The sequence below is a fragment of the Lysobacter sp. 22409 genome (assembly GCF_052045105.1).
Classification (GTDB): Bacteria; Pseudomonadota; Gammaproteobacteria; order Xanthomonadales; family Xanthomonadaceae; genus Lysobacter; species Lysobacter antibioticus_B.
This window is the reverse complement of the sequence record NZ_JBQEOE010000004.1, coordinates 133,075-154,379: the sequence shown is the minus strand read 5'-3', so window position 1 is coordinate 154,379 and position 21,305 is coordinate 133,075. Positions and strand designations below refer to the sequence as shown.

The window sequence follows — 21,305 nt, the reverse complement described above, 5'->3', positions numbered from 1 at the left end:
GCGTCGCCTCGCCGCGGTTCCACCGCGGGAGCACACCGCATTGACCCTGAGTGCACAGACGTGCTGCGTCGCAACATGCAGCGCGAGCCGCAAGGCTCCTAAGATGCCGATCGACAGTTCACCGAGGGATCGCCATGTTCGCAACCGAGGTTGCAGCGCCGACTGCATTCCCCGCCAAGGCCGCGGCGACTCCACGGATCGCGATGGGCGGCTGGTCGACCGTGCATTCGCCCGGCTTCGGCAGCGCCGACGTTCAACTGACCCGCCCGGAAGGACGCATGGGCTGGCTGGCGAGCCAATCGGTCGGCGCGCTGCAACTCAACCACATCGCCCTGAGCGGGCTGCACATGCGCCGCACCCCGCAGCATCTGTCGGGACTGGCGCAGAACTACGTGCTCGCCCTGCCCGCCGCCGGCAGCTCGCGCAACCTCGTCGGCGGCCACGACGTGATCCTGGTGCCCGACCGCATCTACCTGATCTCGGCCGCGGTGGTCGGCGAGGTACAACCGGAAGGCTGCTACAAAAGCTTCAACACCCTGATACCGGCGCATCTGCTGCAGCAACGCGTGTCGCATCTGCCGACCGTGTTCTCGGCGCCGCTGGATGGCACCGACCCGCGCGCCGAATTGCTCGGCGCCTATGCGCGGCAGATCGACCGCCTGGCCAAGCAGCTCGGCGAAGGCGAAGCGCAGGTCCTGACCACGCAGTTGTGCGACCTGGTCGCCCTGATGCTGCGCGGCGATTCGCGCACCTTCTGCGACGACCGCTCGCTGGCCGCCGCGCACAAGCAGCGCGCGCTGGATTTCATCGAGGCGCATTACTCGAACGAGGACCTGTCGGCGGAAATGATCGCCCAGCGTTGCAGCATCTCCGAAGGCTATCTGCACCGCTTGTTCCGCGACAGCGGGCAGTCGGTGATGGAGCGGCTGCGGGCCCTGCGCCTGGGCAAGGCCCGCGATATGCTGACCAACGCGGCCCTGGCCAAGCTGCCGATCTCCGAGATCGCCTACCGCAACGGCTTTCGTTCGCAGTCGAACTTCTGCCGAGTGTTCCGCCAGCAGTTCGGGGTTTCGCCGAGCGAACTGCGCCGCCACTGAGCGCGCCACGCCGGCCAGCACGTCCCTGCTGGATCAGCGATACAGCATCGCCGCCATGTCGGCGACCAGCGCTGGCTTGTCCTTGCCTTCTATTTCCATGACGTTGCGGGTGATCATCAGCAGGCGGCCCTCGCCCTTCGCTTCGACCGCGGCCAACGCGACCCGCACCCGCACACGCTCGCCGGCCAGCACCGGCGCCTGGAACCTGACCTCGCCGAGACCGGCGTTGAGGGCCTGCGAAATGTCTTCGGGCAAGATGCCGAGCTGCATCTGCAGCGGCGCGAGCAGCGACAACAACAGGAAACCGTGGGCGATGGTGCCGCCGAACGGACTCTCCTTGCGGCAGCGTTCGACATCGACATGGATCCACTGGCGGTCGCCGGTGGTCTCGGCGAATCGGTCGATCATCGTCTGGTCGACCGTCTGCCAGGCGGACACGCCGAGCTCCTTCGCCACGTGCTCGCCGAGATTGTCGAAGGTATAACGCTGGCTCATCGAGACTCCCTGGCCGATGCGGTGAAGTGCACGCCAGCTTAGCGCGACGATCGCGCCCGGCGGCGAGGTCCGACCGGATTCGCGACCGCGGCCCGCACTTCGCGCAAGCGATCGGCTGTGGTCAAGACTTGGTGCTCCCGCGGTGAAACTTGGCCCGACGCGAGCGGCTACAACGCGAAGACCGCGCGGTCGTCCGACCGCCAGGAGAGACCGTCATGTCGCTACCGTCCATCGCCCTGCGCCGCCGCTTCCTGTGCGCGCTCGCCGCCCTGTTGTTGGTGTCGTCGATCCCGGCGCCCGCTTACGCAGCCGGCTATTTCCGCGACCTCTACGTCAGCCTGGCCGGCGCCCGCGATTACCACGGCTACGTACCGACCAGTTACCGCCCCGGTGTGCCGATGCCGATGCTGGTGGCCCTGCACGGCTGCACCGAAAACGACGTCGGTTTCGAATTGCTTTCCGGCTGGACCCAGCTCGCCGAGCAACGCGGCTTCATCGTCGTCTTTCCCGACCAGAACAACCTCGCCAATCCGCTCGGCTGCTGGAACTGGTACCTGGAGAGCAACCAGCATCGCGGCCTCGGCGAGCCGTCGATCATCGCCGGCATCACCAACAAGCTGCGCTCGCGCTACAGCGTCGATCCGCGGCGGATCTACGTCACCGGCGTGTCCGCCGGCGGGGTCATGGCCAACATCATGGCCGTAACCTATCCGGACCTCTACGCCGCCGCCAGCATCCTCGCCGGCTGCGAATACGACTGCGACATCCTGCAGCTGCAGTCGCCCGAAACCTCTGGGAACAAGGCCATCGCCGAGATGGGCAGCCGCCGCCGCGCCGTGCCGGCATTGATCTTCCAGGGCAGCGCCGATCTGGTCGTGGCGCCGTCGACGGCCGAACGCCTCGTCGGTCAGTGGGCGACCGTCGCGGGCATCGACAGCGTCGCCGACGAGGTGGTGCATGGCCAGGTGCCGGGCGGCCGCACCTACACCCACAAGGCGTATCGCGCGGCCGCGACCGGCCCGTCCTTGATCGAGTCCTATCTGATCGACGGCGCCGGCCATGCCTACCCGGGCGGCTGCCCTTGCAGCCTCTACGGCGATCCCTCCGGCCCCGATGCCAGCAACCTCAGCTGGGATTTCTTTCTCGCCCATCCCAAGCCCTGAGTCTCGGCGACTGGACTGCGCCCGGCGCGCTGCGGATTTCGTGGCATGCGATTGCCTGGACTCCTGCACTCCGCGACTTGTCGTTCACTTGGCGGAACGACCGCCCGTGCGACATCAGCGGAAATCTACGCACGCTTCCAACGCCAGGAAGCGGGCGACGACGGAACTGCGACGCGTGTCGTGATCGGGAACGTGATCTCCGACGATAGCCTTATCCAACCCGCACAAGATTTCTTCCGCACCAATAAATTTCCCGAATAATTTCTTTAATTTCAGATACTTGCACTAGGGATCGACCTAGGTTGCCGGCCACGCTCGGTCATCGTCTACTGGCCTCCAGTCACAACTGCACAGGAGCGTGTCATGTTGTTGGATCCCATCGGCGGTGGCAGTGCGATTCAACCCAATCAACCCTTGAACTCGCGCCCGGACCTGGGCCAGATCGAGCGCGATTATCAAGTCGAAACCGACAAGATGATCAAATGGGAGCCGAACTACGTCGGCTGGTTCGTCAAGTCGACGAAGATGACCAAGACCGAAGGCGAGATGCTCGACAACCTCCAGTCCAAGGAGGGTTTGATCGGCGTCGACGAGTTCAAGAAGATCGGGAAGGAGGCCTTCAGCACGTCCGAGAAGCGATTCGACACCGAAAGCGCCGAGGACGGTCACCAGGATGCGTTCCGCCATGCCTATTGGAACGCACGCATGACCAAGGAGTACGGCGAGAAATTCGCCAAGGACTTCGCCACCGCGCATGAGGGAACGAGCAATAAGAGCGATCGCGAGGCGATGGACCTCTACAACAACGAGGTCGGTCGCCGCATCGCCACCGAGAACCCTCATGCCAGCAATAAGGAGCTCGCCGACCTGGTCCAGGCGGCGGTCGGCAACGGCGAGATGATCGTGATCGATCGGCAGGGCAATCTGGCGTGGAGCGATCAGGTGCCGGTGGGAGATCATGGAAAGGCCGATGGCCAGTTCATGGAAGAAGGCAAGCCCAGGCCCGACGGCGAGACCTATCCTTCCTGAAGCACCTGAGCCACGGCCGGACCGACGTCAGGAGTGCACTCCTTGTCGCACTGCCCGAAACGCCTCTTACTTGCCCTCCTGGGCCTAACGATGGCAGGTTGCAAAATGTCCAGCGACTTCGATGCCGAACTGTGGCGCGAACAGCGCGGTTCCACCGTTTTGGACAATCCGCGGGTCGAACAGGTCGTCCCCCTCGAAGAGGGCGGCCATATCCGCGAAGGCATGCGCCGCACCGAGGTGACCGAGCTGCTCGGCCCGCCCGATCGAAGTACCTTGCGTAACGATTACTACGAACTCGGCGCTTCGCCTTACGGCGTGCATTTGGAGCGCTATGCGATCGAGTACAACGACCTCGATCAGGTGGTGCGTTTCGATATCGAGCGACGTTGAGTTCGATCCGACCCGGTCAGGATCGAATCTGCAGCCGCAGGATCAGGGAGGCGGAACATACCCGCCTCCCTGCGTTTCCGCGGCAGGCTGCTTACTGATACACCCCCAGCACCGAGACGCCGCTGAAGGCGCTCTCGCCGACCACGCTCAGGTAATACGTACCCGCCGCCGGCTGGGTGATCACTACCGCTTCGCCGGTGCCGGGCTTGGCCGACTTGCGATCGAACAGCGTCGGTGTCGCCACGCGCTCGTAGGCGACGTAGATCGACACGTCGCCGCTGCCGCCGTAGCTGCGCAGATTGAGGCTGCGCATTCCGGCCGGGACCACGATCTTGAACAACCGCGCATCGCCGGCCGCACCGGTCTGGCCGGCGATGGCGACACGGTTGCTCAGCAGTTCGCCCTGGTCGACCGGGATTTCCTGGGTGGCCGCATGCACCGCAGCGGCCGCGTCGACGATGCCGGGGCCTTGCGGCTTGCTCGCCGGCGGCACGACGGTGAACGGCTTGACCGTGCCGCGCAGCAATGCCTTCACCTGCGCCGGCGTCAGCGGCGGACGCCCTGCCTCGGTGGCCGCGGCTTGCATCAACGCAACCACGCCGGCAACGTGCGGGCTCGCCATCGAGGTGCCGATCATGCCCATCAGGCGATCGCCCTCCGGGCTCGGCAGCGGCGCCTGGGTGCCGGCGTTGCCGAGCGACCAGATCCAGCGATCGTCGGGATCGGAACCGCTGGTGGCGTTGCCGCCCGGCGCGGTGACGGCGACGGTGGCGCCGTAGTTGGAGAACCACGAGCGAGCGCCGTCGATGCCGCTCGCGCCGACGGTGATCACGCCCTTGCAACTGGCCGGCGAGAAGAAGCCGGCGTCGGCATTGTCGTTGCCGGCGGCGACGACCACGGTGACGCCGCGCGCGACCGCGCCGTCGATGGCCTCCTGCGTTACCGGGTCCTGGCTGCAGGAACCGCTGCCGCCGAGACTCAGGTTGATCACTTCAGCGGGATCGGCATTGTCCGGCACACCGTCGACGTGGCCGCCGGAAGCCCAGACGATGGCATCGGCGATATCCGAGGTGTAGCCGCCGCCGTGACCGAGCACGCGCACCGGTTGCACTTTCGCAGCGAACGCCACGCCGGCCACGCCGACGCCGTTGTTGGTCAGCGCGGCGACCGTGCCGGCGACATGGGTGCCGTGGAACGAGCTCGGATTGCCGCCGACCCAGTCGCCCGGATCGTGCGCGTCGGCATCGCGTCCGTCGCCGTCGCCGCCGACGTCCGGGTCGTGGATGAAGTCGTAACCGGCCACGATGTTGGCGTTGAGATCGGCATGATCGAGGTAGCCGGTGTCGAGCACCGCCACCACGACACCGTCGCCGTGGCTGGTGTCCCAGGCGGCCGGTGCGTCGATGCCCGCGCTCGGGTGGGTGTAGTGCCACTGCAGGTCGAAACGCGGGTCGTCGGGGACGAAGTCCAGGCGTTGCTTGAGGTAATCGGGCTGGGCGTACTTCACTGCCGGATCGGCGCGCAGTTCCGCCAGCAGCCGGTCGGTTTCGCCGCGGTCGAGGCCGCGCGACAAACGCAGCACGTCGGCGCCCGTCGCCAATCGGCGCACGTGCTGCACGTCGAGTACGGACGCGCCGTGGCCGGCGAGGGCACGCGATCCGGCCAGGCCGGCACGCGTCGCCGCGGCATTCACCGCGCCGAGCACGGAGGCAGGACGGCTGCGCGTCTGTGCGGCGTCCTGGTAGCGGACGATGATGCGATCGAAGCGCGCTTGCGCCGGCGCGCTGCCGAGCAAGGTCTTGCGCACGGATGGCGCGCCGGCGACCGGGCCGTTCGCCGTCGCCAGTGCGGTCAGGCCCGACGCCGGCCACGGCGCGGCACCGGTCAGGTAGCCCGAAGCGAAGGCCGACAGGCCGGCGATGACGGCGGTGGCCAGCGCGCCGTTGCAGAGGATGCGCGTGCTCTTCTTCATATCTCTCTCCCAGGGAAGTGCGATTCGGATGCGGGCAAGGCGACCGTTGCGGGGGATCCGGTCGCGGCGCTCGCTGTTTTGTGGGTGGATAGGCGCGAAGCGGACTGACGCTGCGCTGACCTGTGTCTTTCCTGCGCAGGCGAGCCGGCGCAGGAAAGAGCGAGGCGTTACGACAACGGCAACCGGCTCACAGATCGAAGCCGAAGCCGATACCGGCCGACGAGTCGTCGCTGCTGAAAGCGCCGCCGATGCTCATCGAGGCGCGTTCGCCGATCGCCTTGGAATAACCGACCGACAAGGCGCTTTCGCCGTTCTGCCAGCCGGCGCCCACGGCGATGCGTCCGCGCGGGCTGCGGCTGTTGGCGGCGTTGATGGACATGTTCATCATCGCCGCGCTCATCGCACCCTGGCGGTCGATACGCTGGTCCTGCTTGTTGAGACGCAGGCCCAGTTCGTCGCGCAGACCGGTGAACTCATCGCTCAACGCCTGGTAGCGGCTGTCGGTGTAGGCGTTGGCCGACGACAAGGTGCGCGTCGCGGCGCTGTCGGTATAGGCATTGGCGCTGCCGACCGCTTGCGCGTTGGCGGCCTGCACCTGTTGCACGTTGGCCGCATCGGTGGCGCCGACGCCGGCGGCGACCGGGGGCGGAATGCCTTCGTTGCCGGCACTGGCGAGCGAGGCCGCATTGGCTTCGAGCGCGACTGGCGCACTGCCCGCCGATCCGGTCGAAGCCACCGCGCCTTCGCCAGCGACCGCCGCCTTGTCCTTGCCATGGCCGTTGCCATTGCCGTTGCCCGGCTTGTGCTCGAGCTGATCGACGCGCGCATCGAGTCCGTCGATGGCTCCATCGAGCGCGCCGAGCGCATCGCCGACGTTGTAGTAACTGCCGCCCTGGATGGCGTAGGTCGGCCCGATCATGCCGCTCGGCCCCATCGATGCGCCGCCGCCGAGCATCTGCGCGGTGCTGTCGCCGAGCTGGAACAACTGGCCGCCGTTGACCGCTTCGCGGCTGCCGCCGGCGAGCCGGCCGTCGGCGACGTTGCCGATCACCGTGCCGTTCGCGCCTTCCAGAGTCAGTGCGCTCTTGCCGTCATCGTCGTACTTGACCGTGGTGGCGAGTGCTTCGTCGATCTCGCCGACCGCCGCGTTCAACTGACCGACGTTGACCGCATCGGTGTTCGCGCTGCCGGCCTTGAGATGAGCGATCTGGCGTTCCTTGCCGGCAGCGCCCACCGCGACCGTGCCGGCGCGGTCGGCGACCGAGCCCGCACCCACCGCCACCGCATTGGCCGCCGTGACCCGGGCACGCGCACCGAGCGCGGTGCCGTCCTGCGCGGCGTCGGCAACGCGCGCGTCGTAACCGATCGCGGTGGACGCTTGGGCTCGCGCCTGTGCATTGGAACCGGCCGCCGTCGCCGTCGCGGCGATCGCCTGGCTGTTCGCACCCAGGGCGGTAGCGTTGGTTTCGGCGGCCCGGGCGTTGCTGCCGAACGCCGACCCACTGACCTTGTCGGCGCGAGCGTTGGCGCCGACCGCGGTGCTGCCGTTAGCGTTGGCGACCGCACTCGCTCCCGCGGCCAATGCGCCTTGGCCGTTGATGCTGGCATCGTCGCTGCCGTCCTGCTTGCCGCTGGACTTGAAGTAGTGATTGGCCTGACTGACGCCGCCGGCCACCGCATCGAGCTGCGCCTTGTTGACCGCATCGGTGGCTTCGGTGCCGGCCGCGACGTTGGCGATCTGGCGATCGATGGCGGCGTGCACGGTGCCGCCGGCATCGGTCCAGGCGCGGGCCGCGCCCACCGATACGCTGTCGGCGCGGTCGGCCAGCGAACCCTCGCCCAAGGCCACCGCATTGGCGGCATCCGGCGTGGTCCAGGCATTGGCGCCGAGCACGGTCGCGTGCTCGGCCTGGGCGAAACTGTTGAAGCCCAGTGAGGTCGAGGAGCCGCCTATCGCCCAGCTCTCGGCGCCCACCGCCGTGGTGTAGTCGCCGACCAGGCTGCTGTCCCAGTACGAACCGGCATACGCACCGGCGCCGAGCGCGGTGCTGTACAGACCGCTCGCGCCGGCGGAGCTGAAGGAGCCCGCCGAGAAACCGCCCAGGGCGGTGCTGTACTGCCCGGTCGCGGCGGCGTTCTCACCGATCGCAGTGCCGCTGGTGGCGATGTAGACGTTCTCGCCGGTGCTCTCGTCGAACTGCCAGTAGCCGGATTTGGCGCCGACACCGACGGCGACGCCACCGCCGCCTGCGCTGGAGTTGGCGCCGACCGAAGTCGAGTTCCAACCCTGCGCATACGCGCCGGAACCGACCGCGGTCGATTGCCAGGCCGACGCGGTCGCGAAGCTGCCGAGCGCGGTCGAGAACGGCGCATCGGCGAGCGCCAGGCCGCCGACCGCGGTCGCGAGGAAGCCGTTGTTCTGCGCGCCCGAACCGATCGACACACCCAAGGCGCCGTTCGACACCGAACCGGCGCCGAGCGCGACCGCGCCGCCACCGTTGGCTTGCGCGCCGTTGCCGCCGGCGAAGCTGTCGTCGCCGTCGGCGAGGGCATCGCTGCCGACCGCGGCGCTGTTCGCGCCGTTGGCGACCGCGCCGTAGCCGTTGGCGGTGCTCTGTTCGCCGATTGCGTTGGCGCCGGTGCCGAACGCCGATGCGCCCTGCCCCAGGGCCAGGCTGGAACCGCCGACCGCGGTCGAATGATCGCCGACCGCATTGCTTTGATAACCCACCGCGGTGCTCTCGACGCCACCGGCGACGGCGTTGGCGCCGACCGCGCTGGCATGTTCGGCATCGGCGATGGCGGCATCGCTGCCGTCGCCGGCGCCATCGGCAGCGAGGTAATCGTTGGCATCGCCGACGGTGTCGGCGACGGCATCGAGCTGGGCCTTGTTGACCGCGTCGGTCGCCTCGGTGCCGGCGGCGACGTTGGCGATCTGCCGGTCGATCGCGGCGAAGGTGTTGCCGTATTGATCGGTCCAGGCTTGCGCGGCGCCGACCGACACCGTGTTGGCACGTTCGCCGGTACTGGAGCCGTGGCCGAGAGCGACGCTGTTGTCGGCCGTTGCCGACGTGTAGGAGCCGACCGCGGTGCTGTTGCCCGCCATCGCCCACGCGTTCGAGCCCAGGGCCGCGGCGCCGTCGCCATTGCCGTAGCTGTTGTAGCCAACCGAAGTGGCTTCGGTGCCGGTGGCCCAGCTTTCGCGGCCGAGGGCGACGCTGTTGAGCGAGGTCAAGGTGTTGTTGCCGACCGAAACGCCGCCTTCGCCGGCGCGCGCCTGCACGCCGACGGCGGTGGAGGCGATGTCGGCGAGCGTGCCCTGGCCGACCGCGACCGATACGTCCTTGGCCTGCGCATCGGCGCCGAGCGCGGTGGCGAACAGCCCCTCGGCCCACGCCCCCACGCCGAGCGCGCTCGCCTTCCAACCGTTGGCGGTCGCCGCCGCGCCGAAGGCCGAACTCTCGCGTCCGTTGGCCCAGGCGAACATGCCGTGAGCGGTGGCGAACAAACCGCTGGCCTCGGCCAGACCGCCGATCGCGGTCGCGCCCAAGCCCTGGGCGAGGCTCTGGTTGCCGATGGCGATGCCGTTGCCGTGCATCGCGACGCTGGCGCTGCCCAGAGCAATGGCACCGCCGCCCTGGGCTTGCGCGCCGTTGCCGTGGGCGACCGAATTCGCGCCGTCGGCGACGCTGCCATACCCGCTGGCGATGCTGTAGTCGCCGATCGCGTTGGCGGCGGTACCGAACGCGGAAGCGCCCTGACCCAAGGCCAGGCTGGAACCGCCGGCCGCGGTGGCATGATCGCCCGCGGCCTGGCTCTGATAGCCGTAGGCACTGCTCTCGACGCCGCTGGCGACGCTGTAAGCGCCGGTCGCGGTGCTCGCCTCGCCCGCAGCCAGGCTCTGCGCGCCGCTGGCGGTGGCGTTGTGGTTCAAGGCGCTGGCGTGATCGCCGATCGCCTGCGCGCCGATGCCGCTGGCGCCGGCGACGTTGCCGATCGCGACCGCGTTCTGGCCTTCGGCATAGGTCGCCTCGCCGACATCGGGCGCGCCGTCGCCATCGAGATCGACCCATTCGCTGCCGCCGATGGCGATGGCGCCTTCGCCGCTCGCCGCGGCGTTGTGGCCGAGCGCGACCGCGCGCGCGCCATAAGCCAGGCTGTTGCCGCCGATGCCGACGCTGCCGCCGCCGACCGCGTTGGCATAGCCGCCGATGGCCACGCCGAAGTCGCCGGCCACCGCACGCGAATTCGCGCCCAGGGCCACGCCGGCTTCGCCGTTGGCGCCGGCATTGAAGCCGCCGACCAGGCTGCCGCTGCCATAGGCCTGGGCATAACCGCCGATCGCAACCGAACCCATTCCTGCCGCGGTGCTCAAGGCGCCCAGCGCGGTGGCGGCTTGTTCGGCGGTGGCCTCGGCGCCGGCGCCGAGCGCGGTGTTGCCGAAACCGCCGGCGAACGCACTCTGGCCGATCGCGGTGCTGGCATCGCCGAAGCCCATCGCGCCCTGGCCGAAAGCGCTGGCGCCGATGCCTACACCCGCGCTCTGCGCGCCGACCGCGGTGGCGGCATTGTTCGCCGCCCAACTGCTGTCGCCGATGGCGCTGGCGTAGTCGCCTTCGGCCTTGGCGCCGGAGCCCATCGCGATCGCGCTGTAGCCGTCGGCGATGGCATCGACCGGACCTTCGACTTCCGGCGTCCACGGCAGGTCTTCGGGGCCGTTGATCTTGAAGTAGGGCGTATCGACGATCGGCGTCGCCGCGGCGACGGCCTGTGCGGCCGCGGCGCAATCGATATCCGCCGCATCGTCGGCCTGCGCGCGTGCGCAAGTCTCGTCGGCGGCGATCGATTCGGCCGTCGGCGCGGCGCTCGTCGTCTTGCCGACNCGTCGTCGGCCCACGCAGGTGGAGCGCCCAGTGCCAGCAACAGGCTCATCGCCGCCACGCCGGCGCTGGCATCGGCCAGGCGGCGACGGCCATCGCGCTTGCCGCCGCTCGAGGCCAATTCCGAGGTCACCACCATCGCCTGCTTGGCGTGACTCCATACGCGGCTGAAAATCTTGTTCATCGATACGCTCTCCCGCCCACTGTGTCGTTTCGGAGGCATGCGACGCCCGTCGGCCCAGAACGACCGGAAGACCGGTCGATGCCGTCGCATCGAATGCCGTTGGATGAATGGCCGGCCCCGCCCTGGCCGGTCGCCTGGATGATTCGCCGCGTACGTGGATGACGACATCGGCTGAGTGCGAACCTAAGACGCCGGCTTCCGCGTTGTCACGCTCGCGATCTCACCGAATAATCACCGAGTTCTCACCGACGGCCGCGGCCGTTCGGATCGCCAGCGCCATGGACGACGTGCGACCGTGCCGCTGCGTCATCCCTCTGCGTCCGACACGACGAGCCGCCTGCCCATGTGGAAACCCTTCGCGCACTGGTTGCGCAGCGCCCCCATCGCCGATGCCGTCGATCGCCGCAACGCGCCGGCGATGCAGTTGCTGCTGTTGTTCTACGGCATCGCCCTGCCGGCCAACTGGGCCTGGCATCTGTCGTCGCGGCCGATTCCCGCGGGCTGGGCCATCGTCCTGCTGCTCGACCTGACCACCGCCGCGCTGGCGTTGTTGTGCGTGCGGCTGATCCGCCGCGATCGTTACCGCACGGCGATGATGCTGTTCCTCGGCGCGCTGTTGACCTCGCTGGCGCTGGCCTTCCACAAGCTCGGCACGCAGGCGCAATTGATCGACCAGACCGCGATGATCCTGACCCTGGTCATCGCCGGCGTAGTGCTGGGCCGGCGCGCGCTGTGGACGGTGTTCGCGTTGTTGCTGGCGATCTTCGCCATCGGTTTCGCCACCGATGCCCACAACACCGCCAAGGGCCCGCAATGGATCGGCAATGCCCTGCGCAACGCGCCCTCGCTGGTGGCGAGCTACCTGATCATCACCGCGATCCTCGACCGCGCCGTCACTGCATTGCGCGAAAGCCTGGACGAATCGAACGCGCGCGGCCGCGAACTGCAATTGGAGATGGCCCGGCGCGAACGCGCCCAGACCCAGCTCATCCATGCCCAGAAGATGGAGGCCAGCGGACGCCTGGCCAGCGGCATCGCCCATGATTTCAACAACATCCTCGGGCTGATCCAGGGCTTCGCCGCGCAGCGCGATGCCGCGCTCGACCTGTCGGACCCGCGCGAACGCAGCGCGGCCTTGGCCGCCGCCCTCGAGGGCGTCGAGGAAGCGGCCGAGCGCGGCTGCGCGGTGACCCGCAAGCTGCTCATCTTCAGCCGCAACGACGTGCTGCGGATCGAGACCTTCGATGCGGCGCGCGCGCTGCGCGACCTGCAGCCGATGCTGCGGCAGCTGCTGCCTGCCGCGGTCCGCCTGGAACTGCCGGCCGTCGCCGCCGCATTGCCGGTGCGTCTGGATCGCAGCGAGTTCGAGCTGATGGTGCTCAATATCGCCGCGAACGCGCGCGATGCGATGCCCGACGGCGGCCGCTTCGCGATCGCCGCAACGGCGCAAGGCGGCGAGATCGAAATCCGCCTGGCCGACAACGGCCTGGGCATGGACGAGCACGTGCGCGAACGCGTGTTCGAACCGTTCTTCAGCACCAAGCTGGCTGCCCATGGCACCGGCCTGGGCCTGTCGGTGGTGCACGACCTGGTCAAGGCCCTGGGGGGCGATATCCGCGTCGACAGCGCGCCCGGCGCAGGCACCGCGTTCACCATTCGCCTGCCGTTGGCCCACGAGGCGGTCGATAACGCCGAGGCCATGGCCTGACGACTAGGTCGGACCGATCGTTCAGTGCGCGCCGCCGAGTACGTAGCCTTCGCCGTGCACGGCGTTGAGCGGCAAAGGTTCGCCGCAGGCGTCGGCGACCTTGCGGCGCAAGCGATAGACCAGCGAATCGAGGCGGTGCATGTCGAAGTCGTAGACATTGTCGCTCAGCGCCGCGACCAGTTGCTCGCGCGTCACCAACTGTCCGGATGCAGCGGTGAGTCGCTCGACGACGCGGCGCTCGGTACGGGTCAGTGCCACCGCGCCACCGGACGGCGACAGCAGGCACCAGCCATCGGCGTCGAGCTGCCAGCGGCGGCGCACCGGTGCTGCACCGCGCAAGCGACGCGCCAGACTGTGCAAAGTCGCCGCCAGCACTTCGACCTCGGCCGGCTTGGTCAGATAAGCGTCGGCGCCCTGGCTCAATCCGCGCACACGATCCAAGGTGTCGCCGCGTCCGGTCAGCATGACGATGCCGATGCCGGGAAAAGCCTCGCGCACCTCGCGCGCGACTGCAAAGCCGTCTGCATCGGGCAGGCCCACATCCAGCACGACGATGTCGAACGTCGCCGCGGCCAGATGCAGGTGCAGCGCGGCTGCCGTGTCCATGCCGGTCACCGCGAAACCGAAGTTCGCCAGGCCCGGCACCAACACCCGCTCGCGCAGCAGCGCGTCGTCTTCCACCAAGGCCACGCGCGGCAAGCTCTGCCCCGATGATGTCATCGCGGTCATCCTCAGATATCGCCCCCTGCGCCTCGGATAGTACCCGCCCGGCGCGTACCGGGAATGCGTCGGCGGTGCCCGATCGGCGACAGTCCACGCTTCTGCGCGCGAATCAGGGCAGCCTGCGTGCGCAAGCCCTCGCCGCCGCCCCGCTGGCCCCTCGGTTTTGCCTGGATCTGGCCCTACCGGCACGCGGGCGGCGCGGAAAAAATCTGCCCAGTCCAATCGAAAGGTCTGCGATGAACGCCAGCGAATACCCCGTCCTGCCCATCGACACCCTGCCGCGCCGGCGCATCCACGTGCTCGATACCGAGATCAGCTATGTCGATGTCGGCGAGGGCGCGCCGATCGTGTTCCTGCACGGCAATCCGACCTCGTCCTATCTGTGGCGCAACATCATTCCGCAGGTACGCCACCTCGGCCGCTGTCTCGCACCGGACTTGGCCGGCATGGGCCAGTCCGGCCCGATACCCGGCGGCGGTTATCGTTTCGCCGACCACGTGCGCTATCTCGACGCCTGGTTCGAAGCCAAGGACCTGCCCGACGGCATCACCCTGGTCCTGCACGACTGGGGCTCGGCGCTCGGCTTCCATTACGCGCGCCGGTTCCCGCAGCGCGTCGCCGCGATCGCCTATATGGAATCGCTGGTGCAGTCGCGGACCTGGGCGGATTTCCCGCCCGGCCGCGACACCTTGTTCCGGGCGATGCGTTCGCAACAGGGCGAACGACTCGTGCTCGACGAGAACTTCTTCGTCGAGACCGTACTGCCCAAGAGCATCCTGCGCCAACTCAGCGAAGAGGAATTGCAGGCCTATCGCGCGCCGTTCGCGACCCGCGAATCGCGCCTGCCGACTTTGGCGTTCGCACGCGAGCTGCCGATCGACGGCGAGCCGGCCGACGTCGCCCAGGCGGTGGACGCGTACGCCGATTGGCTGGCGTCGAGCACGCTGCCGAAGTTGTTCGTCAACGCCGAGCCCGGGGCCTTGTTGACCGGACGCGCGCGCGAGTTCTGCCGCAGTTGGAAGAACCAGACCGAAGTGACCGTGCCGGGCATTCACTACCTGCAGGAAGACGCACCGCACGCGATCGGCCGCGCGCTCACCGAATTCCTCTCGACCCGGGTCCGCCCGGGCTGATGCCGGCGCCGGCCCGAGCCGGCACCGGCACGTTCAAACGTAGGCGATGACTTCGTGCACCGGCTTGCGCGGTTTTTGCGGCCAGTTGCCCGGCAGCGGATGGCCGACGGTGACGACCAGCACCGGCACTTCGTCGGCGTCGAGCGCGAACTCGCGCGCGACGCCCGCGAAATCGATCCCGCCCATCGCGCCGGTGGCCCAGCCCATGCCTTCGGCGGCGAGGATCAAGGTCATCGCCGCCAGCGACGCCGAACGAATCGCTTCGTCGCGTTGCAAGGACGGATCGTCGGCGTGCGCACGCGCCGCCTGGGCCACCCAACCGTCGGCCATCGACTGCGCCATGATCCCGGCCTCGACCGAGGGCTGTAGCGCCCGCTGCAGGTGTTCGTGCGCCGCGAGCGTGCCGCAGACGATGAAGGCGACCGAGGCGTCGGCGATCTTCTGCTGGCCGTAGGACAGCGCTTTCAGGCGCGCTTTCGCCTCGGGCGTGCGCACGGCGATGAATTTCCAATTCTGGAAGTGGTACGCCGACGGCGCGCGCGTGGCCTGATCGACCAGGGCGGCGATGTCTTCGTCGGAAATCCGTCGGTCGGGGTCGTAACGGTTGGCCGACACGCGCGATTCGATGAGTTGTCTGATCGGATGGTTCATGGCACTTCTTGATGAGAGGCTTGGAGGGGCGCAGCGAGAACGCAGGCCGCTGGTTCAGGCCGGCCGGCTGCTGCGCCATTGCACGGCCAGGACGCTGCCGAGCACGACCAGCAGGCCGAGCAGAGAGACGCCGGTAAGGGCTTGCCCCAGCAGGGCCCAGCCGAGGATCACCGCGGTCAGTGGGCTCAACAGGCCGAGCGAGGACACCGCTACCTGCGGCAAACGCGCCAGGCCGCGGAACCACAGGGCGTACGACAGCAACGCACCGGCGATCGACAAATAGGCATAGGCCGATACCTGCAACAGACTCAGGCGCGGCAGCGGCGCATCGATGGCGAGGGCGACCGGCGCCAACATCAGGCCGCCGAGCAGCAACTGCCAACCGGTCAGGGCGAACACCGGCAGGTCGCTGCGCCAGCGCCGGGTCAGGTAGTTGCCGGTCGCCATGCAGGCGGCACCGGCCAGGGCCGCGGCGATGCCGACCGGCTCCCAGACCGTGTCCGGCGACAGCAGCAGCACGCCCATGCCGACCACGCCGAGCACGCAGGCCCAGACGGTGAACTGCAGCGGCCGGCGCTGGTCGACCGCCCAGGTCAGCGCGATCACCAGCAAGGGCTGGATCGCGCCGACCACCGCGGCGAGACCGCCGGGCAGGCGGTAGGCGGCGACGAACAGCAGCGCCTGGAAGACGGCGATGTTCAAGCCCGACAAGACCAGCAGACGGAGCCATTCGCCGCGCGCCGGCCAATGCCGCATGAAGGCGACCAGCAACAGGCCGGCCGGCAAGGTGCGGATGAGGGCGGCGGTGAAAGGCCGGTCCGGCGGCAACAGCTCGGACGCGACGATGTAAGTCGAACCCCAGATGGCGGGGGCCAGGGCGGTCAGGAGCATGTCGATCCAGACCGGGCGGTGCGAGGCTGCGCTCATGAAATTATCTTCAATTCAAGATAAGATCCTAGCCTGAAGGCAGTTTATCTTGAAGTCAAGACAAATCAGGGAGCCCTCGTGGTCACGAGCAAACGACAGCCCGACTCGGTCGACGCGATCCTCGACCAATGGCGCCGCGAGCGTCCCGATCTCGACGCCAGCCCGATGGGCGCCATCGGCCGGGTCAAGCGCTGCGCGGCCCTGTTGCAGCGCCGGCTGGACAAGACCTTCTCGACCTTCGACATGACCAGTTGGGAGTTCGACGTGCTGGCCACGCTGCGGCGTTCCGGCGCGCCCCACTGCCTGGCGCCCACCGCGCTGTTCTCGGCGCTGATGATCACCTCCGGCACCATGACCCACCGCCTGCAAAGGCTGGAAGCGGCCGGTTGGATCGAACGCCGGGCCAACCCGAGCGATGCGCGCAGCCTGTTGGTGCAACTGACGCCGGCTGGCCTGGCGCTGATCGACCGGGCCGTCGAGGCGCACATCGAGAACGAGCGCCGCATCATGGCGAGCCTAGCGCCGGCCAGCCTGCGCTCACTCGACGATGCCTTGTCGGAACTGTTGACGATGCTGGAGTCCACCGCCGAATGAGCGGCGCGCGGCATGGCTCGAACGGCGGTGATCGGCCCGAACCGACCGCGATGCGGCGCAGGTGCGAGCGCTCAAACTGAACCGCCGTCGCAGGGGTTAGGTGGCAGTCACCCGGCGCGCCCATGCTGGCCTTGGAAAGCACACTTCCGCCCAGGGGACGACCATGCAGCTACCGATCGGACGGCCAGGCAACGGCAATCTCACGCAGTATCCGCCGGTCATGCGCGCCATGAGCAGCACGAACGAGCCCGACGGCCGCATCCAGCCCGACGACAAGCATGCGCATGGCTTCGGCGCCTATCGCGCGGCGACCGATCGGCCAATGGGATCGCGCTGGGTCGCGGCACTGAGGCGGACGCTGGATCCGCGATTCCTCGCCACGCCGCTGCACGAACTCGCCCTGCAAGCCGTCAATGCATTGCCCGGCTCGGCGGCACCCGAAATCGGTTGGCAAACCTCGACCTGCGTGTGCGTGTCTTTCGCATGGCGCCTGCGCGCCGAGCCGGATCTCAACGACCGTTATCTGGCCGACTTCGGACTCATGCGCTCATGGGTCGACCTGCATTGCCGCATCCCGCTGCATGCGAGCTATGCCCGCAGCCCCCGGGACCTGACGGGGCAGTCACGGCCCACCGCCTAAGCTGTATCGCACGCAACGTCCACCACCAAGGGGAAGGCCATGCGCCTGTCGATCCGATTGAGGCGTAACGGCAATCCGAAGCTGTCGCCTGTGCCCATGTCCGACCTGGGCGTGGCCGCCTTGGACGGCGTGCCCGGCGTCACCGCACCGAAGATCACCGACACCATCCACGAGGATGCGATCTTCTCGTTCGTGTGGAGCGGCCCCGGCATGCCCAAGGTCACCGACGAGTACCTGCAGGGTTTCGGCTTGTCGCGCGTCGAGTAAGCCTTGGCCGCAACGCCTCGATCCGCGCGCGGAGGCCTCAGCGAGCGCGGACCTGATCGGCCGCCACGCCGGGCACGCCTTCGCGAATGAGTTCCGAGAACGCCGACGAGTCGCCCGCTGCGCGCGCGCGGTCGGTCACGCGCCCGCGATCGTGCAGGGTGCGGTAGTCGTAACCCGGCACCAACCCGTCTTGGTCGTAAGCGTACTCGGCCAGATAGCCCGACAGCAGCAATCGGTAATCGAGCGGCAGGCCCGGCGCAATCTGGCGCATCAGGTCGAACACGATGGTGGTGCAGTTGCTGGTGAGGGTGTTGTAGAAACTCGGCTGCCGTTCGAGCTCGCCGGCTTCGGCGACATAGCTGAGAAACAACGAACGCAGCGCCTCCTTCGGCAGGCGCAGCCGGTACAGATAGACGTCTTCGTTGCGCACGTTGCTGCGCACCCGCAGGATGTCGCGCTCGTCGGCCGCGACCAGGGTGGTCTCGAACTCGCGGAAGAAACCGCCGAGGGTCGAGAACTGCTCGCCGCGCTCCTTGCGGATCTCGACCGAGAACACCAACTTGCGGCCGTCGTCGAACCCGAACGACACCAGGGTGTGGGCGATCGCCGGCCCCATCCAGTACGACAACACCAGATCCGCCGACTGCAGACGACCAAGGTCGTATTCGCGGCGTTCCCAGCGCGGCGTGTAGTCGTCGTCGCTGCGCCAATCGAAATTGCGCACGTTGTCGAACCGGACCCGGTCGCCGTCGACCTGCGCGTGCAGGTGGCGGGCCACGTCGTCGGCCCACGCCCGGTTCTGCGACGGGCGCAGCGTGCTCCACCACAGCAGCACGCCGGCGAAGGCCAACAAATAGACCCATAACGCCGGTTTGCGCAGGCGGCGCAAGGCGAACAACGCCGCGAGCGCGCTGACCACGAAGGCCGCCACCATCGCGCTCTTGAACGCCACCGCCAGCGGCAATCGATACCACAAGGCCAGCCCGCCCCACGCGGCGGACAAGGCGATCGCCGGCGCCAGCAACAGCCAGCGCAGCCAAGGCGCCCCACGTGTGTCCAAAGCGGTCATCGAATCGTCCGTCATGCGAAAAGGGTCTGCAGCGGGCCGCCGGCGACGGCAGCGCCGGCGCATCGCGGCCCGGCTTGAATGCCAGGGTGCCGACGAGAGAGTACGCGCTGGGCCGATGCCTGCGCACGAGCACGGCGCATGCGACCTAGGTCCGCTCGAACGGCAACCCCGTTCCGAGTCTCGACATCCGCCGCGCAGCGCATGAGGAAGCGTGATCCAACCAACGGAAGCGCGCCGGCGGCGCCGCTAGTCTCGGCCAATCCACCCCGCCCCGCATCGGAAGCCGCATGGTCGATATCCATCAGGTATGGCCGTACTTCGCGATGCTGGCGCTGGCCTTGGCCTTCGCCGCCCTGCCCTGGTTCCGCGCCGCCGACCGCGCCCCGCCGCAAGCGGACCAACGCAGCGACACCCTCGACGGCCTGCGCGGATTCCTCGCCCTCAGCGTGTTCGCCAGCCACATCATCGTGCACCACGAATACCTGCGCACCGGCGTGTGGAAACCGTCGCCGTCGGCGTTCTACAACAGCGCCGGCCTGCTCGGGATCTGCCTGTTCTTCATGATCACCGGCTTCCTGTTCTGGAACAAACTGCTCACGGCCGGCGGCCGCCCCGGCTGGAAAGCCCTGTATATCGGCCGTGTGTTCCGTCTGGGGCCGATGTATCTCGTCGCGGTGCTGACGATGATCGCCATCGTCGCCTACCGCACCGGCTTTGAGCTAAGGGTGCCGCCGTCGCAGGCGATCGCCTCGGCCCTGGGCTGGCTGGCGCTCGGCATCGTGCCGCCACCGCCGACCCTCAACGGGTATGCCGACACCGGCACCATCCTGGCCGGCGTCACCTGGACCTTGTTCTTCGAGTGGCTGTTCTATTTCTCCCTGCCGGTCTCGGCCTGGTTCGTGCGCCGCGGCCGGCATCTGGCCTTCAGCGCCGGCCTGGTCGCCTTGTGCCTGCTGACCATCGCCGCGTCGAGCTGGCACGGCGGCTTCGAGCCCGGCATCAAGCCGCGGCCGATACTTTTTCTGGCGGTGTTGGCCGAGCTGGTGTTGATGCTCGGCGCCGGCATGTTCGTCGCCTCGCTGCTGCATGCCGGCATCGGCACGCGCGTGCAATGGCGGCGGCCGCTGTGGGGCGTGGTCGCGTTGCTTTGCCTGGCGGCGCTGTTCGCCATCATGATCGCGGGCGCGCCGCGCATCGGGTTGGCGCAGTTGTTCCTGCTGTGCCCGCTCGCCGGCACGTTCTTCTTCATCGTCTGCTCGGGCAACCGTTTGTTCGGCCTGTTGGCGTGGCCGGCCTCGCGCCGGCTGAGCAACCTCAGCTACGGCATCTACCTCTCGCAGGGGCTGATCCTGGTCGCGGTGTTCGCGATCCCGGGCGTCGGCACTTATGCCGCCAGCGGCGGTCCGGCGTTCTGCATCGTCTACCTCGGCTGTGCCCTGCTGCTGTGTGCGAGCGCCCTGCTCACCTATCGCTACGTCGAAGAGCCCGGCATTCGCCTCGGCAAGCGCATCGCAAGCCGGCTCGGCGCCAAGTCGAACACGCGGGTAGCGCTGCCGGCGACGACTTAGCGCGAGCTCCTGTGCAGAACCTTGGTTCCGATGCGGGCACGGTCGCCGCTGCGCAAGGAACCGCTCGATCGCCCCCCACCGAAACGGAGACCGCAATGACCCACGCCTATTTCTGCCCGGAAAACCCCAGTGAGAGCGCCACCGGCGTGATCCCATCCGAGATCAAGCTGGCCAGCGGTTTCAAGCCGTGGAACTCGGATAGCCTCGCCATCAGCCGCGCCAACCTGCGCAGGTTGGTGAACAACGGCACCCTGGCTCTGGAAGCAGCGCGCTGGTGCGGCGAAAAAGACCGCAAGGACGGCTGGTTCTTCAGCTCGCAGCTGGATGAACCGACCGACTACCGTGCCTCTCCCTATTTCTACCGCTTCGACATCAGCGGCCTGACCCAGAAGGCATGGACGGTGCTGGGCGATATCGGCGCACCGGAGATGCACCTGTACCTCGACAGCGACGACCTCGACACGGCGACCAAGATCGCAGTGATCTGGATGGCCAGCCCCATGCAGTTGCTGGTCATGTCGCCGGTCGGCGTGAACCGGATCGATCTGCGCATCGGCAGGAATCCGGACGCGTGGCTGCCCCTCGAGGACTACAACGGAAATTGAGTCTGCGCGATGGCCCCGGCGCAAGGCCGGGGCCATCGAGGTGCGACAGGCGGGCGTATGCGAGTGCGTACGGCGGCTTCTGTCACGGCGCATGAGCGGACACGCGCCCGCGGCCGCGGCATATGCGCCTGCCTAGCGGCCTTTCACACTGGCTCCTCCGACAACGTTCGTTTCCGATGCGGGTACGGCCGGCGCCGCGCCCGCGGTCGA

Annotated in this window: 18 protein-coding genes and 1 pseudogene; 11 read left to right on the top strand and 8 right to left on the bottom strand. The window is 68.2% G+C overall.

Translation table 11 applies throughout. The features are described 5' to 3' along the window. The first annotated feature begins 134 nt into the window (after positions 1–134). The gene (locus ACTJJK_RS03605; RefSeq protein WP_081930508.1) at positions 135–1,097 is read left to right on the top strand and encodes a helix-turn-helix domain-containing protein; all 963 of its coding nucleotides are present in this window, start codon (positions 135–137) and stop codon (positions 1,095–1,097) included. Positions 1,098–1,130: 33 nt separating this feature from the next. On the opposite strand, the gene ACTJJK_RS03600 is transcribed toward ACTJJK_RS03605, so the two are convergent. Then, positions 1,131–1,592, bottom strand: a complete 462-nt coding sequence (locus ACTJJK_RS03600) for a MaoC family dehydratase (protein WP_440729492.1) — start codon at positions 1,590–1,592, stop codon at positions 1,131–1,133. A gap of 215 nt (positions 1,593–1,807) precedes the next feature. Between ACTJJK_RS03600 and ACTJJK_RS03595 the strand changes: the two genes are divergently transcribed. The 3 genes from ACTJJK_RS03595 (at position 1,808) to ACTJJK_RS03585 (ending at position 4,174) form a co-directional block, all read left to right on the top strand. Further along, complete coding sequence (locus ACTJJK_RS03595) at positions 1,808–2,755, top strand: extracellular catalytic domain type 1 short-chain-length polyhydroxyalkanoate depolymerase (RefSeq protein ID WP_223620793.1); 948 nt, start codon at positions 1,808–1,810, stop codon at positions 2,753–2,755. A 363-nt stretch (positions 2,756–3,118) separates the two neighbouring features. Beyond that, entirely contained in the window at positions 3,119–3,784 is a 666-nt protein-coding gene (locus ACTJJK_RS03590; RefSeq protein ID WP_152566004.1) for a DUF6973 domain-containing protein, read from the top strand. Positions 3,785–3,889: 105 nt separating this feature from the next. Then, the gene (locus ACTJJK_RS03585) at positions 3,890–4,174 is read left to right on the top strand and encodes a hypothetical protein (protein ID WP_031370108.1); all 285 of its coding nucleotides are present in this window, start codon (positions 3,890–3,892) and stop codon (positions 4,172–4,174) included. Positions 4,175–4,265: 91 nt separating this feature from the next. Here the strand turns inward: ACTJJK_RS03585 and ACTJJK_RS03580 are convergent, their stop codons facing one another. The 3 genes and pseudogenes from ACTJJK_RS03580 to ACTJJK_RS03570 form a co-directional block, all read right to left on the bottom strand. Next, entirely contained in the window at positions 4,266–6,146 is a 1,881-nt protein-coding gene (locus ACTJJK_RS03580; protein ID WP_051884269.1) for a S8 family peptidase, read from the bottom strand. Between the two features lie 187 nt (positions 6,147–6,333). Next, positions 6,334–11,187 (bottom strand): hypothetical protein, encoded by a 4,854-nt coding sequence (locus tag ACTJJK_RS03575; protein WP_440729491.1) that lies wholly within the window; start codon positions 11,185–11,187, stop codon positions 6,334–6,336. After that, positions 11,076–11,378, bottom strand: a pseudogene (locus ACTJJK_RS03570) (ESPR domain-containing protein); the annotation flags it as partial. The pseudogene ACTJJK_RS03570 and the gene ACTJJK_RS03575, both read right to left, overlap by 112 nt. Positions 11,379–11,553: 175 nt before the next feature. On the opposite strand from ACTJJK_RS03570, the gene ACTJJK_RS03565 reads away from it, so the two are divergent. Next, complete coding sequence (locus ACTJJK_RS03565) at positions 11,554–12,918, top strand: sensor histidine kinase (protein WP_440729490.1); 1,365 nt, start codon at positions 11,554–11,556, stop codon at positions 12,916–12,918. 21 nt (positions 12,919–12,939) lie between these two features. Here ACTJJK_RS03565 and ACTJJK_RS03560 read toward each other — a convergent pair whose 3' ends face one another. Then, the gene (locus ACTJJK_RS03560) at positions 12,940–13,638 is read right to left on the bottom strand and encodes a response regulator transcription factor (RefSeq protein ID WP_440729489.1); all 699 of its coding nucleotides are present in this window, start codon (positions 13,636–13,638) and stop codon (positions 12,940–12,942) included. 239 nt (positions 13,639–13,877) lie between these two features. On the opposite strand from ACTJJK_RS03560, the gene ACTJJK_RS03555 reads away from it, so the two are divergent. Next, positions 13,878–14,774 carry a haloalkane dehalogenase gene (locus ACTJJK_RS03555; RefSeq protein WP_440729488.1) on the top strand — a complete coding sequence of 299 codons (897 nt, stop codon included), beginning with the start codon at positions 13,878–13,880 and terminating at the stop codon, positions 14,772–14,774. Positions 14,775–14,807: 33 nt separating this feature from the next. Here ACTJJK_RS03555 and ACTJJK_RS03550 read toward each other — a convergent pair whose 3' ends face one another. After that, a complete protein-coding gene (locus ACTJJK_RS03550; RefSeq protein WP_031370113.1) occupies positions 14,808–15,425 on the bottom strand; it encodes a nitroreductase family protein in 618 nt (205 codons plus the stop codon). A gap of 54 nt (positions 15,426–15,479) precedes the next feature. After that, positions 15,480–16,352: an EamA family transporter gene (locus ACTJJK_RS03545; RefSeq protein WP_223620801.1), complete on the bottom strand. Its 873-nt coding sequence runs from the start codon at positions 16,350–16,352 to the stop codon at positions 15,480–15,482. Positions 16,353–16,430: 78 nt separating this feature from the next. Here ACTJJK_RS03545 and ACTJJK_RS03540 point away from each other — a divergent pair, with 78 nt between their 5' ends. From ACTJJK_RS03540 to ACTJJK_RS03530, 3 genes are all read left to right on the top strand, one after another. Continuing rightward, positions 16,431–16,946: a MarR family winged helix-turn-helix transcriptional regulator gene (locus ACTJJK_RS03540; protein ID WP_440729487.1), complete on the top strand. Its 516-nt coding sequence runs from the start codon at positions 16,431–16,433 to the stop codon at positions 16,944–16,946. A 163-nt stretch (positions 16,947–17,109) separates the two neighbouring features. Beyond that, on the top strand, positions 17,110–17,586 hold the full coding sequence (locus tag ACTJJK_RS03535; protein ID WP_031370116.1) for a hypothetical protein: 477 nt from the start codon (positions 17,110–17,112) through the stop codon (positions 17,584–17,586). A 39-nt stretch (positions 17,587–17,625) separates the two neighbouring features. Continuing rightward, the gene (locus ACTJJK_RS03530) at positions 17,626–17,853 is read left to right on the top strand and encodes a hypothetical protein (protein WP_031370117.1); all 228 of its coding nucleotides are present in this window, start codon (positions 17,626–17,628) and stop codon (positions 17,851–17,853) included. Between the two features lie 37 nt (positions 17,854–17,890). Here ACTJJK_RS03530 and ACTJJK_RS03525 read toward each other — a convergent pair whose 3' ends face one another. Continuing rightward, positions 17,891–18,922 (bottom strand): Lnb N-terminal periplasmic domain-containing protein, encoded by a 1,032-nt coding sequence (locus ACTJJK_RS03525; RefSeq protein WP_440729486.1) that lies wholly within the window; start codon positions 18,920–18,922, stop codon positions 17,891–17,893. A 287-nt stretch (positions 18,923–19,209) separates the two neighbouring features. On the opposite strand from ACTJJK_RS03525, the gene ACTJJK_RS03520 reads away from it, so the two are divergent. Together ACTJJK_RS03520 and ACTJJK_RS03515 are read left to right on the top strand one after the other, a co-directional pair. Further along, positions 19,210–20,490 (top strand): acyltransferase family protein, encoded by a 1,281-nt coding sequence (locus ACTJJK_RS03520; RefSeq protein ID WP_440729485.1) that lies wholly within the window; start codon positions 19,210–19,212, stop codon positions 20,488–20,490. A 95-nt stretch (positions 20,491–20,585) separates the two neighbouring features. Beyond that, positions 20,586–21,095, top strand: coding sequence for a hypothetical protein (locus tag ACTJJK_RS03515; RefSeq protein ID WP_031370120.1), 510 nt, complete (start codon positions 20,586–20,588; stop codon positions 21,093–21,095). Positions 21,096–21,305: the final 210 nt, after the last annotated feature.

Bases quoted from the DNA above. Each gene is read 5' to 3' on its own strand.
- ACTJJK_RS03605 (WP_081930508.1), top strand. From the start codon at position 135: ATGTTCGCAACCGAGGTTGCAGCGCCGACTGCATTCCCCGCCAAGGCC.
- ACTJJK_RS03600 (WP_440729492.1), bottom strand. From the start codon at position 1,592: ATGAGCCAGCGTTATACCTTCGACAATCTCGGCGAGCACGTGGCGAAG.
- ACTJJK_RS03595 (WP_223620793.1), top strand. From the start codon at position 1,808: ATGTCGCTACCGTCCATCGCCCTGCGCCGCCGCTTCCTGTGCGCGCTC.
- ACTJJK_RS03590 (WP_152566004.1), top strand. From the start codon at position 3,119: ATGTTGTTGGATCCCATCGGCGGTGGCAGTGCGATTCAACCCAATCAA.
- ACTJJK_RS03585 (WP_031370108.1), top strand. From the start codon at position 3,890: ATGTCCAGCGACTTCGATGCCGAACTGTGGCGCGAACAGCGCGGTTCC.
- ACTJJK_RS03580 (WP_051884269.1), bottom strand. From the start codon at position 6,146: ATGAAGAAGAGCACGCGCATCCTCTGCAACGGCGCGCTGGCCACCGCC.
- ACTJJK_RS03565 (WP_440729490.1), top strand. From the start codon at position 11,554: ATGTGGAAACCCTTCGCGCACTGGTTGCGCAGCGCCCCCATCGCCGAT.
- ACTJJK_RS03560 (WP_440729489.1), bottom strand. From the start codon at position 13,638: ATGACATCATCGGGGCAGAGCTTGCCGCGCGTGGCCTTGGTGGAAGAC.
- ACTJJK_RS03555 (WP_440729488.1), top strand. From the start codon at position 13,878: ATGAACGCCAGCGAATACCCCGTCCTGCCCATCGACACCCTGCCGCGC.
- ACTJJK_RS03550 (WP_031370113.1), bottom strand. From the start codon at position 15,425: ATGAACCATCCGATCAGACAACTCATCGAATCGCGCGTGTCGGCCAAC.
- ACTJJK_RS03545 (WP_223620801.1), bottom strand. From the start codon at position 16,352: ATGAGCGCAGCCTCGCACCGCCCGGTCTGGATCGACATGCTCCTGACC.
- ACTJJK_RS03535 (WP_031370116.1), top strand. From the start codon at position 17,110: ATGCAGCTACCGATCGGACGGCCAGGCAACGGCAATCTCACGCAGTAT.
- ACTJJK_RS03530 (WP_031370117.1), top strand. From the start codon at position 17,626: ATGCGCCTGTCGATCCGATTGAGGCGTAACGGCAATCCGAAGCTGTCG.
- ACTJJK_RS03525 (WP_440729486.1), bottom strand. From the start codon at position 18,922: ATGACCGCTTTGGACACACGTGGGGCGCCTTGGCTGCGCTGGCTGTTG.
- ACTJJK_RS03520 (WP_440729485.1), top strand. From the start codon at position 19,210: ATGGTCGATATCCATCAGGTATGGCCGTACTTCGCGATGCTGGCGCTG.
- ACTJJK_RS03515 (WP_031370120.1), top strand. From the start codon at position 20,586: ATGACCCACGCCTATTTCTGCCCGGAAAACCCCAGTGAGAGCGCCACC.